The organism is Pseudocitrobacter sp. 73, from assembly GCF_008369545.1.
Taxonomy (GTDB): Bacteria; Pseudomonadota; Gammaproteobacteria; order Enterobacterales; family Enterobacteriaceae; genus Pseudocitrobacter; species Pseudocitrobacter vendiensis.
This window is the reverse complement of record NZ_VTZO01000001.1, coordinates 241,812-256,716: the sequence shown is the minus strand read 5'-3', so window position 1 is coordinate 256,716 and position 14,905 is coordinate 241,812. Positions and strand designations below refer to the sequence as shown.

General features: G+C 54.9%; 16 protein-coding genes. 1 reads left to right on the top strand and 15 read right to left on the bottom strand.

What is annotated here, in order from left to right; all coding sequences use genetic code 11:
- Positions 1-10 precede the first annotated feature (10 nt).
- Positions 11-1,120 (top strand): AI-2E family transporter, encoded by a 1,110-nt coding sequence (locus F0Q32_RS01065; protein ID WP_149461586.1) that lies wholly within the window; start codon positions 11-13, stop codon positions 1,118-1,120.
- Between the two features lie 197 nt (positions 1,121-1,317).
- On the opposite strand, the gene F0Q32_RS01060 is transcribed toward F0Q32_RS01065, so the two are convergent.
- The 15 genes from F0Q32_RS01060 to F0Q32_RS00990 form a co-directional block, all read right to left on the bottom strand.
- Positions 1,318-2,226: a LysR family transcriptional regulator gene (locus F0Q32_RS01060; protein WP_149461585.1), complete on the bottom strand. Its 909-nt coding sequence runs from the start codon at positions 2,224-2,226 to the stop codon at positions 1,318-1,320.
- Positions 2,227-2,310: 84 nt separating this feature from the next.
- The gene (gene ccmI / locus F0Q32_RS01055; protein WP_149461584.1) at positions 2,311-3,114 is read right to left on the bottom strand and encodes a c-type cytochrome biogenesis protein CcmI; all 804 of its coding nucleotides are present in this window, start codon (positions 3,112-3,114) and stop codon (positions 2,311-2,313) included.
- Complete coding sequence (locus tag F0Q32_RS01050) at positions 3,111-3,569, bottom strand: cytochrome c-type biogenesis protein (RefSeq protein WP_149461583.1); 459 nt, start codon at positions 3,567-3,569, stop codon at positions 3,111-3,113. Before F0Q32_RS01050 ends, ccmI begins: the two co-directional genes overlap by 4 nt.
- Positions 3,566-4,123, bottom strand: coding sequence for a DsbE family thiol:disulfide interchange protein (locus tag F0Q32_RS01045; RefSeq protein WP_149461582.1), 558 nt, complete (start codon positions 4,121-4,123; stop codon positions 3,566-3,568). The genes F0Q32_RS01050 and F0Q32_RS01045 overlap by 4 nt, the downstream gene beginning before the upstream one ends.
- On the bottom strand, positions 4,113-6,074 hold the full coding sequence (locus tag F0Q32_RS01040) for a heme lyase CcmF/NrfE family subunit (protein ID WP_149461581.1): 1,962 nt from the start codon (positions 6,072-6,074) through the stop codon (positions 4,113-4,115). Before F0Q32_RS01040 ends, F0Q32_RS01045 begins: the two co-directional genes overlap by 11 nt.
- Complete coding sequence (gene ccmE / locus F0Q32_RS01035) at positions 6,071-6,538, bottom strand: cytochrome c maturation protein CcmE (protein WP_149461580.1); 468 nt, start codon at positions 6,536-6,538, stop codon at positions 6,071-6,073. Before ccmE ends, F0Q32_RS01040 begins: the two co-directional genes overlap by 4 nt.
- Positions 6,522-6,755 (bottom strand): heme exporter protein CcmD, encoded by a 234-nt coding sequence (gene ccmD, locus F0Q32_RS01030; RefSeq protein ID WP_149461579.1) that lies wholly within the window; start codon positions 6,753-6,755, stop codon positions 6,522-6,524. Before ccmD ends, ccmE begins: the two co-directional genes overlap by 17 nt.
- Complete coding sequence (locus tag F0Q32_RS01025; RefSeq protein WP_149461578.1) at positions 6,752-7,489, bottom strand: heme ABC transporter permease; 738 nt, start codon at positions 7,487-7,489, stop codon at positions 6,752-6,754. The genes ccmD and F0Q32_RS01025 overlap by 4 nt, the downstream gene beginning before the upstream one ends.
- A 31-nt stretch (positions 7,490-7,520) precedes the next feature.
- Positions 7,521-8,177, bottom strand: a complete 657-nt coding sequence (gene ccmB / locus F0Q32_RS01020; protein ID WP_149461577.1) for a heme exporter protein CcmB — start codon at positions 8,175-8,177, stop codon at positions 7,521-7,523.
- Entirely contained in the window at positions 8,174-8,797 is a 624-nt protein-coding gene (ccmA, locus tag F0Q32_RS01015; RefSeq protein WP_149461576.1) for a cytochrome c biogenesis heme-transporting ATPase CcmA, read from the bottom strand. Before ccmA ends, ccmB begins: the two co-directional genes overlap by 4 nt.
- Before the next feature lie 41 nt (positions 8,798-8,838).
- Positions 8,839-10,167, bottom strand: a complete 1,329-nt coding sequence (locus tag F0Q32_RS01010; protein WP_149461575.1) for a cytochrome c — start codon at positions 10,165-10,167, stop codon at positions 8,839-8,841.
- Positions 10,168-10,178: 11 nt separating this feature from the next.
- Positions 10,179-11,963, bottom strand: a complete 1,785-nt coding sequence (locus F0Q32_RS01005) for a GMC family oxidoreductase (protein WP_149461574.1) — start codon at positions 11,961-11,963, stop codon at positions 10,179-10,181.
- A gap of 2 nt (positions 11,964-11,965) precedes the next feature.
- Positions 11,966-12,703 (bottom strand): gluconate 2-dehydrogenase subunit 3 family protein, encoded by a 738-nt coding sequence (locus tag F0Q32_RS01000; RefSeq protein WP_149461573.1) that lies wholly within the window; start codon positions 12,701-12,703, stop codon positions 11,966-11,968.
- Positions 12,704-12,886: 183 nt separating this feature from the next.
- On the bottom strand, positions 12,887-13,300 hold the full coding sequence (locus F0Q32_RS00995) for a DoxX family protein (protein WP_149461572.1): 414 nt from the start codon (positions 13,298-13,300) through the stop codon (positions 12,887-12,889).
- Positions 13,301-13,851: 551 nt separating this feature from the next.
- Positions 13,852-14,880, bottom strand: coding sequence for a methionine synthase (locus F0Q32_RS00990; protein ID WP_149461571.1), 1,029 nt, complete (start codon positions 14,878-14,880; stop codon positions 13,852-13,854).
- Between the last annotated feature and the right edge of the window lie 25 nt (positions 14,881-14,905).

Genomic DNA, 14,905 nt, shown 5'->3' with positions numbered 1-14,905 from the left:
GGATTTACTAATGCGTTTTAATGGACTTACTAAAGGTTTCTTTCTCTTCATTCTGGCCCTGGTAACCTGGGCCTTTTTCGATGTGCTGTCGCCGTACTTCTCCGCGATTTTATGGGCGGCAGTATTAACCGTAATTTTCTATCCGGTGAAAAACAAATTACGCGATGCGATGGGGGATCGTAACGGGCTGGCCTCATTGGTTACGCTGGTGATTATTTGTCTTATCGTCTTTATCCCGTTGATGATCATTTTGTCATCGCTGGCATTCGAATTGAACGTGGTTTACACCAAACTCCAGCAAAACAATACGCAGTTCCCGGAAGTGGTCGCCGCCCTTTTCTCACATCTTCCCGACTGGGCGCGTGGGTTCCTGACGGAACACAATCTGGATGACGCGGCGCAGATCCAGAAAAAGCTCTCGGAAGTGGCCTTGCAGGGTGGGCAATATCTTGCGGGCAGCGCCTTCCTGATTGGTAAAGGGACCTTCGGTTTTGCCATCAGTTTCGGTATCATGCTGTATCTGCTCTTTTTCCTGCTTAAAGACGGGCCGTATCTGGTTAATCAGATTCTGGATTCACTCCCGCTTTCCGACTTTGTGAAGCAGCATCTGTTTGCTAAATTTGTCGGCGTTACACGCGCCACCGTGAAAGGCACGGCGGTCGTTGCCATTGTTCAGGGCGCATTGGGCGGAATCGCCTTTGCGATTGTCGGCATCGACGGCAGTATTCTGTGGGGCGCACTGATGGCGTTTCTGTCGCTGGTGCCCGCCGTGGGTTCAGCCATCGTCTGGGTTCCGGCGGCGATATATTTGTTCGCCACCCACCAGTTGTGGCAAGCCCTGTTTATTATTGGTTTCTTTGTGATTATCGTCGGCCTGGTCGACAATATTCTGCGCCCGCTGCTGGTCGGCAAAGACACCAAAATGCCTGATTACCTGATTCTGATCACCACGCTTGGCGGCATGGAAATTTACGGAATTAATGGTTTCGTTATCGGCCCACTCATTGCCGCCCTGTTCCTTGCCAGCTGGAATCTTTTCTCAGGCCGCGATCATGAAGGCAATGCCGAAGAACTCGACGAGGCGTTTATTGAGGAAGGGAAAAAAGGGCCAGATTTGTAAGTTCCAGGGGATCGGCGGTGATTTGGCCGCCGATTGCGCATCACCACTGATTATTTTATGAAAATTATTTGACTGAACGGCCCATAATCGTTCGGTTTACGTTCAGCGTTATGGATTGGACGGGTCTTAGCCGTTTTGGCTTTATTATCCGTCGCAGGAAACAAGGCTGGCGCTAATACAACCGCATAAACCGCGATTTATATTTCATCACCCGCATCTTCATCCACTATCCCCGCCACCCGTTCGGCCAGGAAAGAGAGCAGTACTCTGGTCACCGCGCTATTCTGTCGATGTTTGGGATACAGTGCGCTCAGTGCCAGATGCGGGGGTGAGCATTCCGCTAATATTTGCACCAGTGAGCCCTGACGCAGCGCATCTTCCACAATAAACGTGGGCAGCAGTGCGATGCCGACACCGGCCTCGGCGGCGTCACGAATCACTTCGCCATTGTTACTGTTCAGGCTGCCTTTAACCGCGAAGGTATTAAGTGCGCCATCCGATTTTAATTTCCAGCCTAATTGTCCTTCGCGCCCGTACAGCAAGCAATTATGCTGACTTAAATCATCGCATGATCGTGGCGTACCGTGAACCTTCAGGTAGTCCGGGCTGGCACAGAGCACCATTGCCAGTTTTCCCAAGCAGCGGGCAATTAGCGTGGAGTCCATCAGGTTGCCAATCCTCAGGACCATATCGTAGCCCTCGCCGACCACATCGACGTAATGATCGCTCATATCAATGTGCATTGATAATTCTGGATGTGCACGCTGAAATTCCACCACCAGCGGCGCCAGGCGTCGCACGCCATAAATCATCGGCAGACTAATACGATAAGAGCCCTTTAGTTTTTGCTGACGGGCAGAAATAACCTGTTCGGCTTCTTGAACTTCTTCCAGAATCCGCTGTGCGTGATGGAAAAAAACCTGCCCGGTATCGGTTATCGACAGCTTTCGCGTATTACGTACCAGTAGACGGGCGGCGACTTTTTTCTCCAGCGCCGCCATGCGTCGGCTGACATATTGTTTCGACAGCTGCAAATGTTCCGCCGCTGCCGTAAAGCTTCCCATATTTACGATTGTGACAAATATTCGAATATCTTCTAACTGCATTCTTCCACCAGGTACGGGATGCGCAATACATCGTTCAATCAACGCTAATCATTGTAAGCGCCAGCGCGTCAGGCTGCACGTGTATTACGGCTTGCCGCCCCGCGCCAGAATATCGAGGAAACGGTGTACCATCACATCACAGCGCATTCCGCTGTTATTTAACAGATTGAGCGGCGGCTGGGTGCTGTTCATCGATGCTGCGCGCACGCTATCGGGGTATTTTTTCAGCAGTTCATGCAGCTTCATTTCGCCTTGTCGGTTTGCGCTCTCATCCCCTGTGCACAGCAAGGCTCCGGCGTAATCCAGCGCGATGGCCGCGCTATCTGGCGCGAGCTGGCTCGCTCTGGCATACGCGCCTATCGCCATGTCGCCGTTGTTAAGCACCATCCCAACCCGCCCCAGTAAACGCCAGGCATCCAGATCGTCGGGCGCACGTTGAACGTGGCTGCGCAAGCCGAGCGCCAGTTGTTCCAATTCATCTGTACGCAGTGGACGTTCAGCAGGGTTTAATGCGCGTTGCATCAGGCCAGGGAATTCATTTTGTGCCAGACGCAACGTCAGCACTTCACCGATATTGGTCGTTTTCAGAAACACGCCGAGGCTGATAACCACCAGCGCCAGCGCGCCGGGTAACAGCAGCCAGCGGCTTTGAGGGCGTGCTGTCGGCGAGGCCGTTTCCGGGATATCCGACAGCAGCGTACGTTGCAGTTCCACCACCATTGCGTCGCGATCCTGAGGCGCTTCCAGCTCAATTTCCCGCAGGCGCGAGTGATAAAACGCGCGGTTCAGCGCATCGTGATTAACATCGTCACGCATGGACCATGGAAAATACAGCAGCACGAGTGCCGCGGTGAGCAATAGCGCCGCGATGAGTAAAAACAGGATCATAGCTTTTTCTCTTTATTTAACAGGGCAGCCAGGCGTTCGCGCTCTGCGTCGCTTAGCGTATCGCTCTGCGTTATGCGCCGCCGGGCGCGTGTCACCACGACTGTCGCGCCCGCCACGATAAACAGCGCCGGGATCAGCCACAGGGCAATCGTCCCCGGCGTGACGGGCGGCTCATAGCTAACAAAATTACCGTAGCGCGCCACCATGTAATCAATAATCTGCTGTTTGCTCTGCCCCTGGCGCAACAGTTCATAGACCTTCAGCCGCATATCGGCGGCGATCATCGCATTGGAGTCAGCGACGCTGTTGTTCTGGCATTTCGGGCAGCGCAGTTGAGAGGTGATTTCGCGAAACGTCTGCTCCTGGGCATCATCTTTAAACTGCCAGGTGTCGATGGCCGCCAGCGCGTTACAGGCCAGCAGCAGTGTGACAATACCGAGTATCCAGCGTCTCATGATGACGCCTCCTTACTGTATTGCTGCCAGAGTGGCGCCAGCTGTTCCCGCCAGATACGATCGTCCAGCGCCCCCGCATGACGCCAGCGAATCACGCCCTGACCATCAATGAGAAACGTTTCTGGCGCGCCGTAGACGCCGAGATCCAGCCCCAGCATGCCGTTGCCGTCAAACAAGCTCAGAGAATAAGGGTTACCGAGGCGATTCAACCAGTCGACCGCTTTCTGGCGATCGTCTTTATAGTTCATTCCCACCACCCTCACGCCCTGCGCAGAGAGCTGGTTGAGAAACTGATGCTCCGCCCGGCAGGTTGGGCACCAGGTGGCCCAGACGTTGAGGAGCAGCGGCTTACCACTAACCAGTACAGAACGATCGTACACCTTGCCAGGATTATTCAGCGATTCAAGACGAAAAGCAGGAACCGGCTTACCAATCAGCGCCGATTCAAGCGAAGTTGGGTCATCGCCACCGGCGTTGCGCAGCAGTTGCCACAGCAGGGCAACAGCCAGCGCCAGAAACAGCGCCAGCGGCAGGAAAAGCGCTTTACGCGTCATGGCTGGCCTCCTGGCGTGATTTACGCATCCGGTAGCGCGGATCGAGCATGCAGCAAAGGCCGCCCAGCGCCATCAGCACGCCGCCGTACCAGATCCAGCGGACAAACGGTTTGTAATAGAGACGAACTGCCCAACTGCCGTCATCCAGCTCTTCACCCAGCGCCGCGTACAGGTCGCGTGTCAGGCCGCCATCGATGGCGGCTTCGGTCATCATCATGCGGCTGGCGCTGTAGAAGCGTTTTTCCGCATACAAGGTGGCTTCCGGCTGGCCATGGCGCGTGACGTCAATAACCCCTTCCCCGCCAAACCAGTTCGGCCCGACAATGTCTCGCACGCCTTTAAAGACGAAGTGATACTGGTGAATATCAATGCTGTCGCCCGCCTTCATGCGCACATCGCGCTCGACGCTGTAGCTTTGACTAAAGGCGATACCGGTGACTGTCACCGCCACGCCAATATGTCCCAGCACCATGCCCCACTGGCTACGAGAAAGTTTCGTCAACCCACGCCAGAAACCGTGGCGATGGGTGGCACGTTCATGCAGTTCAATCAGCACGAAGATAAAGACCCACAGCGCCATCATCAGACCGATAACCGTCATGGCGGCGATGCGGTCCTGGAGCCACCACGGCAGAACAATGGATAACACCAGCGTCAGCAGCAGCGAAATGACCAGCCGCTTAATCTGCTTTTTCGCATCATCGCGACGCCAGCGCACCAGCGGGCCGATGCCCAGCAACAGCGCAAAAGGCGCCATCAGCACGGTAAACAGGGTATTAAAGAACGGCTCGCCGATAGAGATACTGCCCAGCCCCAGCTCTTTATGTACCAGGGGCAGAAGCGTACCCAGCAGCACTACCAGCATGGCGGCAATCAGCAAGATGTTGTTGCCCAGCAGGAAAGATTCTCGTGACCATAATGTGTGTTCCACCCGCGCCCGCATGCTGCCGCCTTTCAGGGCATACAGCAGCAATGAGCCGCCGATAACCAGAACCAGTAGTGCCAGAATGAACATACCGCGCGCCGGATCGGAGGCAAAAGCATGCACCGACACCAGCACGCCGGAACGCACCAGGAACGTGCCCAGCAAACACAACGAGAACGCGCTGATCGCCAGCAGCACTGTCCAGGCGCGGAAGCTGCCGCGTTTTTCGGTTACGGCAAGCGAGTGCATGAGCGCGGTCCCCACCAGCCACGGCATAAACGAAGCGTTCTCGACCGGGTCCCAGAACCACCAGCCGCCCCAGCCCAGCTCGTAATAGGCCCATGCTGACCCGAGCACGATGCCCATTGTTAAGAATACCCATGCGGCCTGGGTCCACGGGCGCGACCAGCGCGCCCAGGCGGTATCGAGACGCCCGGCCAGTAATGAGGCTATCGCAAAAGCAAACGCCACCGAGAAACCGACGTAACCCATATAGAGCAACGGCGGATGGAAGATCATGCCGATATCCTGCAACAGCGGGTTAAGATCGCGCCCTGCAATAGGATATTCCGGTAGTCCGCGGGTAAATGGGTTAGAGGTGAACAGAATAAACAGCAGGAAACCGGCGCTGACCATGCCCATCACCGCCAGCACGCGCGCGACGGCGTCCAGCGGCATCCGGCGGCTGCCCAGCGCCACGGCGAAGGTCCAGCCGCTCATCAATAGCACCCACAGCAGCAGCGAACCTTCGTGCGCGCCCCAGGTGGCCGCGACGCGATACCAGACTGGCAGCGCAACGTTAGAGTTATCCGCTACGTAGCGCACCGTGAAATCATTGACCACGAAAGCGTGCACCAGCACCAGAAACGCGGCAAGAATCGCGAAAAACAGCCCCCAGCTTAAGGGACGCGCCAGCGCCATCAGCCAGCGGCTCTGGCGATAGGCGCCCCACAGCGGGTAAATCGCCAGCAGCAGCGCAAGCCCTAATGCCAGACAGAGTAAAAAGTTGCCCAGTTCCGGCATCATTGGCGAGTATCCTTTTGCGCGGTTGGCGAGGTGGTCATGGCGTTATGAATTTCCGGCGGCGTGTAGTTTTCATCGTGCTTCGCTAACACCTGCTGCGCGGTAATATGACGTTCGCTGTCAAGGACACCCTGCGCAACCGCCCCCTGCCCTTCACGGAACAGATCCGGCAAAATGCCCTTGTAGCTCACTGAGACCGCGCCGCGCGCGTCGTACAGGCGGAAAGTGACATCCAGCGTTTTATCATCCCGTTTGATGCTACCCGGCTCAACATACCCCCCTACGCGCAAGCGCTGGCCGATATGCGGCTTTTCCTGAGTCTCATTTTTGCCGTTGAGGATTTCCCCCGGCGTATAGAACAGGTCAATGTTGGTGCTCAGAGCGTACAGCACCAGAGTCACCGCCAGCCCAAGCCCTGCCAGCACGGCCAGCACCAGATAAAGGCGAGTTTTACGGCGTGCCTGCATCGACCTGCTCCTTATTCATGTGTTCACGCGCATGGCGAAGCCGTTGCTCGCGACGCTGCTGACGCCGAACAGCCTGCAATAATGCGTGATGCTGCCAGAGCGAATACCCCACCAGCCCCAGCAGCACCACCAGCGTCGTTGCCAGCGAAAGCCAGACATAAAAGGCGTAGCCGCCCATCGCCAGAAAATCGGCAAATGATGAGAAAGCAGGCGTCATTGCGCGTCTCCTTTGCTTGCGAGCGTCGCCACCCACGGACGACGGCGCTCCTGCCAGAGGATAAGGTTGCGCAAACGCAGCAGCGTTAAAGTGATAAACAGGCACAGAAAACCGAAAATACAAAAACGCAGCGGCATGCGCATGCTGACGTCAATGGTCTGCTGCATATTGGTGGAACCCTGATGCAGGGTGTTCCACCATAAAACCGAGTAATGAATAATCGGCAAATTCACCACCCCGACCAGCGCCAGGATCCCCGCGGCGCGCCCGGCAAGGCGTCGGTCATCGAAGGCATTCCACAAAGCGATAATCCCGGCATAGAGAAACAGCAGCACCAGTTCAGACGTCAGACGCGCATCCCAGATCCACCAGGTGCCCCACATCGGTTTGCCCCAGGCCGCGCCCGTCACCAGCGCGATTAACGTATAACCTGCGCCAATAGGAGCCAGCGCGATAAGCGTTAAGTCCGCCATTTTCATCTGCCAGACCAGGCCGATGAACGCCGCCACCGCCATCATGGCGTAGATCCCCATCGACCACATTGCGGCCGGGACGTGCACGTACATAATGCGGTAGCTTTCGCCCTGTTGATAATCGGCTGGCGCGTAGATGAATCCCCAGCCCAGCCCGACAATCAGCAGCAGCGCGCTGAGCATCGCCAGCCACGGAAGCCAGCGGCCGCAGAGCGTGTATAACCGCTCCGGTATCGCCAGTTGATGTAATAATTTCCACATAAAAATGCCCTTCCTGGTGAAGACAGGCCCGTCAAACGGAAAGCCGCAATGCGGCAGCGGTGGCGAACGGACATAGCGTCGCGCTCGCCGCCAGAAAAGCGCCCAGCACCGCGAGATAACCATCAACGGGAAGACCCGCAGCGGCCGCTTCGCAGGCGGCGGAAGCAAAAATCAGCATCGGAACAGAGAGCGGCAGCACCAGTAAACTGAGCAGAACGCCACCGCGTTTTAATCCCACCGTCAGCGCCGCGCCTACCGAACCAATAAAACTCAGCGTGGGCGTCCCCAGCAATAACGTCAGAAACAGCACGCCAGCGCTATGCGCGTTCAAACCCAGCAGCAACGCCGCCAGCGGTGAAACCAGCAGCAGCGGCAACCCGGTCATCATCCAGTGCGCCAGCACTTTCGCCATCACCACGCCCGGGAGCGGCGTCGGCAGCAGTAATTGCTGCTCCAGCGAACCGTCCAGCAGGTCGTCGCGAAATAAGCGGTCCATCACCAGCAGCGCGGCCAGCAACGCCGCAACCCAAATAACGCCAGGCGCGATTTGCGCCAGCAGCGCGTTTTCCGGCCCAACGCTAAAGGGAAACAGCGTGATGACAATCAGAAAAAACCACAGCGGGTTAAGGATGTCCGCACCTCGCCGCCAGGCCAGACGCAGCTCGCAGAGAAAAATCGTGCGGATCATGAAACGTACGCCTCCCCGCCGGATAACGTTAAGACGCGTAACGGGCAGTTCAGCGACCGCAGCGGCTGATGGGTGGTCAGCACCACGCTGCCGCCTCTGTGCACGTGTTTTTCCAGCCGACGGGTCAGTATTTCAATCGCTGACACATCAAGCGCCGCCAGCGGTTCATCGAGTATCCATAACGCGGCATCGCTTAACCACAGCCGCGCCAGCGCGCTGCGTCGTTGCTGCCCGGCCGAGAGCTGAAACAGCGGCAAGTCTTCGAAACCCGCCAGACCTATCGCCGCCAGCGCTGTTTCCCGCGCCGCAAGCGTTGAACGTGGATAAAAGAAACGCAGGTTCTCTTCGGCAGTGAGCGCGGTTTTGACGCCCGGTTTGTGCCCAATCCACAACAGCTGTTGATGGAACGTGTCACGCGCGCGCGAAAGCCGTTCTCCCCCCCAGAATACATCACCGTTTTCAGGCTGAGTCAGTCCGGCTAACAGGCGTAGCAGAGAGGTTTTACCTGAGCCATTCGCGCCCGCTATTTGCACCACTTCCCCGGGCTCCACCGTGAAAGACAGCGACTCAAATAGCACCCGTTCCTCGTAGACGCAGGTCAGTTGATTTGCGTGCAGCATGAAAAACCCTTTAACGGGGAGCGAGGCTCCCCGTTTGTCCGTTACGGCGTTGGTAGTTTGGAGATATCGGCGTTGCCCATCGCTTTTTCATCGTGAGAAAGCGATTTGCGCACCTTCGCCACATCCGATGCACTGACCGGAGGGGCGTTGTTGCCCCAACTGGTGCGGATAAAGTTGGTCACGTCCGCCACCTGTTGATCGTCCAGACGCCAGCCGAATGACGGCATGGTCAGGTTGGAAACGGCCCCTTTAACTGCCGGTGTCGTGCTGCCGGTGAGGATGATGTGAATCAGCGAAGTGGCATCTTCCGTCTGCACCACCGGGTTGCCTTTCAGCGACGGGAAGGCACGTTTGTAACCTACGCCATCGGTACGGTGACAGGCTGCGCAGTTATCCACATACAGAGACGCACCAGGCTTGCTGTCGTTCCCTTTCCACAAATCTTTCGCCACGCTGTCTTCAACCGGCGCAGGCGTCTGCTTACCGTCGCGCGGCGGCAGGGATTTGAGGTAGCGGGAAATCGCCGTAATGTCATCGTCAGAGAGATATTGCAGGCTGTGTTCCACCACATCGCTCATGCCGCCGAAGACCACGGATTTGTCGTTACGCCCGGTTTTCAGGAATTCCGCCAGTTCCGCTTCGCTCCAGGTACCCAGTCCGTCGCGATTTTCACCGCGCAGGCTGGAAGCCACCCAACCATCAATCGGGCTATTGCTGCCGGAAAGATAGTTATCGCCGTCTTTTTCACTCAGGGCTTTTTCCTGCATGGTCAGGCTACGCGGCGTATGGCAGGCACCACAGTGCCCCAGCCCTTCCACCAGATAACGACCACGTTCCAGCACCGGGTCGGCGTTGGGATTAACGACAAAGTCTTTCGGCGTTGGCGCAAACATCAGACGCCAGATGGAAAGCGGCCAGCGCATGGAGAGCGGCCACGGGATATCGGAGTCGCGATTTGGCTCGGCCTGCGGTTCCACACCATGCATAAAGTAGGCGTACATCGCGCGCATATCCGCTTCGCTCACGCGAGCAAACGACGGGAATGGCATCGCCGGATACAGCGTTGAGCCATCTTTGCGGACCCCTTTGCGCACCGCATCGTCAAACTCTTCGAAGGTGTAATCGCCGATGCCGTTCTTTTTGTCCGGCGTAATGTTGGTTGAATAAATGGTGCCGATCGGTGTTTCCATCGGCAGACCACCGGCGAACGGTTTCCCGTCTTTACCGTTAGTGTGGCAAGCCACACAGTCGCCCGCGCGCGCCAGGTATTCTCCCTGACGAATGAGATTGCTGTCGGTTGACGCATCCTGCGCGAAGCTTGCGAAGCTCAGCGCGCCCAGCACCAGCGCCGATAACAGTTGAATTTTCATCGTTGCCTTCCTTATGCCTGTACCAGTGGGCCCGGGTTTCTCAGATACTGTTCACGGATCGCTTTTGCTGACCAGTAGGCCAGCGCGGCAACCGTCCCTGTCGGGTTATATCCCAGCCCCTGCGGGAAGGCCGATGCGCCGATGACGAACACGTTGTGCACATCCCAGCTTTGCAGGTAGCGGTTTACGGCACTGGTTTTCGGGTCTTCGCCCATCACCGCCCCACCGTTCATGTGGGTGGTCTGATAGCTGGTGGTATCGAAATGGCTGTTGGCATTTTTCGGGCTGCCAAGCATGTATTTCGGGTTCATCGCTTTGGCGATTGGCGCCATCTTGTCAAACATGAACTGCGCCATCTTGATGTCGTTTTCCTGCCAGTCAAACGTCATACGCAGCAGCGGCTGACCGTAGATGTTTTTGTAGTTAGGATCGAGGTCAAGATAGTTCTGACGATAGGACTGGTGCGCACCGTGGGCATCCATCGACAGATGGTGCGTATAGGTATCGGCGACCGCCGCTTTCCACTTGCTTCCCCATGCCGGGGTTCCCGGAGGTACTGGCAGGCCGGAAATCGGTTTGGTACCGGCCTGGTTTACCCAGAACGGTGAGCCGCCAACAAAACCAACTTCACTGTGGTCAAAGTTATCGGCGTTAAAGTCATCGATACCGACGCCGTTACCGCCCGCCCCGATGAACGGGTTGGTGAAGGTGTCTTTGTCGAAGATAGCTTTGATCGTCGTCATGTTCTGGTAGGCGAAGTTACGCCCAACCACACCTTCCCCGGTTTCCGGGTTATACGGTTTGCCGATACCTGACAGTAACATCAGGTGAACGTTGTGGAACTGGAACGCGCCAACAATCACCAGATCGGCTGGCTGTTCGACTTCACGCCCCTGCGCATCGACATAGGTTACGCCCGTCGCGCGGGTTTTATCATCGGTCAGATTGACTTTAAGCACGTTGGAATTGGTGCGCAGTTCAAAGCGTTTTTCCATCCGCAGCGCAGGCAAAATGTTCACGTTTGGCGAGGCTTTGGAATACATGTAGCAGGCATAACCACTACAGAATCCACAGAAGTTACACGGCCCCATCTGCGCGCCGTAGGGGTTAGTGTAAGAATCAGAAGTATTTGCGGACGGCAGGTTGTACGGGTGGTAGCCCACTTCACGCCCGGCTTTTTCGAACAACTGTGCAGACCAGGTATTTTTCTGGGCTGGCAGCGGGAAATCGTCTGAACGATCCGGCGCAAACGGGTTTCCGCCGCGATCTTTCCCAACCACTTTGCCTTTCACCGTCCACGCCGTTCCCGATGTCCCGAACACTTTTTCGGCTTTATCGAAGAAGGGTTCAAGCTCGTCGTAGGTGACGCCGAAATCCTGAATGATCATGTCCTGCGGAATGAAATTCTTACCGTAGCGCTCTTCATAGTGGCTGCGCATACGTAATTCGACTGGGTCTGCGCGGAAGTGAACCCCCGACCAGTGAAGCCCAGCGCCACCTACGCCCGTCCCCGGCAGGAAGGCCGCAAGCTGGCGATAAGGAACGGCGGTCTGGCTGCTGTTGTGACGGATAGTTACGGTGCTTTTAGAGAGATCCTGGAACAGCTTGCGGCGAATGTTGTAGGTCAGTTCATCAATAACCTGCGGATATGCGCCATCCGGCCAGGTATCGCGCATCGGGCCGCGCTCCAGCGCCACCACATTCAGCCCGGCTTCGGTCAGTTCTTTGGCCATGATCGCGCCAACCCAACCGAATCCGACGATCACCGCGTCGGTTTTTTTCATTACAGTTGCCATCGTTATGCCCTCTCCCCATTAATTGATACCGGCGGGAAGGGGTAACGCTCGCCCCGTTCAACCCAGTCCATAAAGTCGGCGCGTGCGCCGGGAAAATTAATCAGCGTCCAGCCCACCATGCCTTTGTTACCGCCATGAATCGGGTCGCTGAAGAATCCTTCACGGGTGTTCTGGAGTAAGTAGGAGAAGAACAGAGAGGCGGGAAGCTGTTTAAAGCTGGCAGCGCCCGATTCAAATTGGCTCAGGGCAGCATCCTGCTTTGCACCATCCAGTTCGGCAAACGGTTTGCCATACTGCTGGCGACACCAGTCATTAGCGTCGACAATGCCCAGGTTATAGATTTGCTTTGGCACCAGAGGAAGTTGATACCCCATCTCTTTCGGCACATCCGGGTTAAATGGCCCCTGCATGTACCAGATGGAGCCGGTGGCATACGGCGTATTCATCTGACGATCGATGAACTCAGGTACGCCCGCTTCCAGCGCGCCCGGGCCCCGCTCATCCGCAGGGATAAGCCGCGCGACAGCGGCTTTTACAAACGCCCATTCATCACTGTTAAAAAACCGTGGTGTCCACTCACCCTGATCGGGCGCTGAGTGAGGCTTACTTTCTGCGGCGACGGCGTTTTCAACCATCCCCAGGGCGCCAACACTGCTGCCGCCCACCACTACCGCAGGAATTAACGTCATCGACTTGACCAGAAAGTCACGTCTCGAACTGTTTGTTTTCTCGCTCGACATTGTCACACATCCCTTCAATTAATTTTCACACGCTACCGAATAAGAAAATACCTAGCCATAAATAAGAAATATTACCATTCCAACAAAATCGTTCGAATGGCAATACGAGTCATTAACCTTTCAGCCTCTCATGGGCCTGTAGGTATTATTTATGCATCAATGATAGACCATTGTTGCCGACTGTTATTTGCGATCGAGTGAATAGCTGCCTGGGCCGGTGAAAGCCAGCAGTAAGAAACCGCCACAAATGCTAACGTTTTTGAAGAAATTGGTCATTGCCATATACTGATCCATACCGGTCATGCTCCAGTAAGGGTGACCAATAATGGCAGTTGCAACGGTGTAGACAGCCAAAAGCAGCGCCAAAGGACGGGTGAAATAACCGGCAACGATAAGTAACCCAAACACCAGCTCAACAATAACGGCAATAATCGCGGAAATCTGCGGCAGTGGCGCACCGACGGATGCCATATAGCCCACGGTGCCCTCGAACCCCATCATTTTCTGCCAGCCAAATAACACAAACAGGATTGCCAGTAAAATACGAGCAACCAACAAGAAGCCATTTTTATATTTGTCCAGCGATAAGTACTGCATGATGTTTCCCTAGATAAAACAACAGATTAAAAAATAACCTTATATGACATTGAGTAATGGCACTTCTTTTTCATTGAAGTCCACTCCCTGTAAAAAGCACGATCTTGAATTAGATAACACTACTTTTTACATGCGCATTTTATTCCTTCAGAATTCCCTTACAACATCAATTAGGTATACTCAGTGTCTCAGTTTAGTTGACAAAGCCCGTATTGCCTTAACGTTTCAACATGCAAAAAGTGCTATTTAGAAATTTTTCTGTGTCGAGGGGGGATTTAACCAGTATTAATTACATCATTAAAAAGTTTCATCCCTTTATCATTATCACGCTAATACGGATGAAACCTGGAATACCAGACATTGCGGAAGGGATATAGCAAAGGTATTAACTATTGATAATAATTAATCCATTACTGATTGTAAATTGCAAACGATGAAATTTAGTGCCAGGCATCTAATCCTGGCACCCACGTTGAATGATCTTCGGCGAAGTGATACTGAAAAGGTTGGTAAGCGATCAATTCATTTTTGTATGAAATATGCCAACACGATTATGCCAGTAACTCCCGGCGAATAATGTCCGTACCCGCACTCAGCGCGTTAAGTTTACCCGCCGCCACCTGGCGAGATAAGGGTGCCATTCCACAGTTAGTCGAAGGATATAGCTTATCCGCATCTACAAACTGAAGCGCTTTGCGTAAGGTATCAGCCACCTCCTCCGCCGTCTCAATGGCAGAGGTCGCCACATCGATAGCCCCTACCATTACCTTTTTACCGCGAATCAGCTCCAGCAGATCCATCGGTACGCGTGAGTTGTGGCATTCCAGCGAGATGATATCGATTGTCGATTGCTGCAATTTCGGGAATGCCTCTTCATATTGTCGCCACTCAGATCCCAGCGTCTTTTTCCAGTCGGTGTTGGCTTTGATGCCGTATCCGTAGCAGATGTGCACTGCTGTTTCGCATTTCAGCCCTTCAACGGCCCTTTCCAGTGCGGCGATGCCCCAGTCATTCACTTCATCAAAAAACACGTTAAAAGCCGGCTCATCAAACTGGATGATATCGACACCTGCAGCTTCTAACTCTTTGGCTTCCTGATTGAGAATTTTGGCGAATTCCCAGGCCAGTTTTTCACGGCTTTTATAATGCGCGTCATACAGCGTGTCGATCATGGTCATCGGCCCAGGCAGCGCCCATTTAATGGGTTGTTTCGTGAGCTGACGAAGATAGCGGGCATCGTCAACGAAAACAGGTTTTTGACGCTCAACCGCGCCGACAACAGTGGGAACACTGGCATCGTAGCGATTACGAATTTTAACGACTTCGCGTTTTTCAAAATCCACGCCGTTGAGGTGTTCAATAAACGTGGTGACAAAATGCTGACGCGTTTGCTCGCCATCACTGACAATATCAATCCCCGCACGTAATTGATCGTCCAGTGATAAACGTAGGGCATCTTGCTTGCCTGCAATTAATTCTTCATTTTGCAGTTTCCACGGCGACCAGAGGGTTTCGGGTTGAGCAAGCCATAACGGTTTCGGTAAACTGCCAGCAGTCGAGGTTGGGAGCAATGTTTTCATAACAGGTGACCTTCTCTTTTCAATT

Excerpts from the sequence above, each read along its gene's own strand:
- F0Q32_RS01065 (WP_149461586.1), top strand. The coding sequence starts at position 11 with ATGCGTTTTAATGGACTTACTAAAGGTTTCTTTCTCTTCATTCTGGCC.
- F0Q32_RS01060 (WP_149461585.1), bottom strand. The coding sequence starts at position 2,226 with ATGCAGTTAGAAGATATTCGAATATTTGTCACAATCGTAAATATGGGA.
- ccmI (WP_149461584.1), bottom strand. The coding sequence starts at position 3,114 with ATGATCCTGTTTTTACTCATCGCGGCGCTATTGCTCACCGCGGCACTC.
- F0Q32_RS01050 (WP_149461583.1), bottom strand. The coding sequence starts at position 3,569 with ATGAGACGCTGGATACTCGGTATTGTCACACTGCTGCTGGCCTGTAAC.
- F0Q32_RS01045 (WP_149461582.1), bottom strand. The coding sequence starts at position 4,123 with ATGACGCGTAAAGCGCTTTTCCTGCCGCTGGCGCTGTTTCTGGCGCTG.
- F0Q32_RS01040 (WP_149461581.1), bottom strand. The coding sequence starts at position 6,074 with ATGATGCCGGAACTGGGCAACTTTTTACTCTGTCTGGCATTAGGGCTT.
- ccmE (WP_149461580.1), bottom strand. The coding sequence starts at position 6,538 with ATGCAGGCACGCCGTAAAACTCGCCTTTATCTGGTGCTGGCCGTGCTG.
- ccmD (WP_149461579.1), bottom strand. The coding sequence starts at position 6,755 with ATGACGCCTGCTTTCTCATCATTTGCCGATTTTCTGGCGATGGGCGGC.
- F0Q32_RS01025 (WP_149461578.1), bottom strand. The coding sequence starts at position 7,489 with ATGTGGAAATTATTACATCAACTGGCGATACCGGAGCGGTTATACACG.
- ccmB (WP_149461577.1), bottom strand. The coding sequence starts at position 8,177 with ATGATCCGCACGATTTTTCTCTGCGAGCTGCGTCTGGCCTGGCGGCGA.
- ccmA (WP_149461576.1), bottom strand. The coding sequence starts at position 8,797 with ATGCTGCACGCAAATCAACTGACCTGCGTCTACGAGGAACGGGTGCTA.
- F0Q32_RS01010 (WP_149461575.1), bottom strand. The coding sequence starts at position 10,167 with ATGAAAATTCAACTGTTATCGGCGCTGGTGCTGGGCGCGCTGAGCTTC.
- F0Q32_RS01005 (WP_149461574.1), bottom strand. The coding sequence starts at position 11,963 with ATGGCAACTGTAATGAAAAAAACCGACGCGGTGATCGTCGGATTCGGT.
- F0Q32_RS01000 (WP_149461573.1), bottom strand. The coding sequence starts at position 12,703 with ATGTCGAGCGAGAAAACAAACAGTTCGAGACGTGACTTTCTGGTCAAG.
- F0Q32_RS00995 (WP_149461572.1), bottom strand. The coding sequence starts at position 13,300 with ATGCAGTACTTATCGCTGGACAAATATAAAAATGGCTTCTTGTTGGTT.
- F0Q32_RS00990 (WP_149461571.1), bottom strand. The coding sequence starts at position 14,880 with ATGAAAACATTGCTCCCAACCTCGACTGCTGGCAGTTTACCGAAACCG.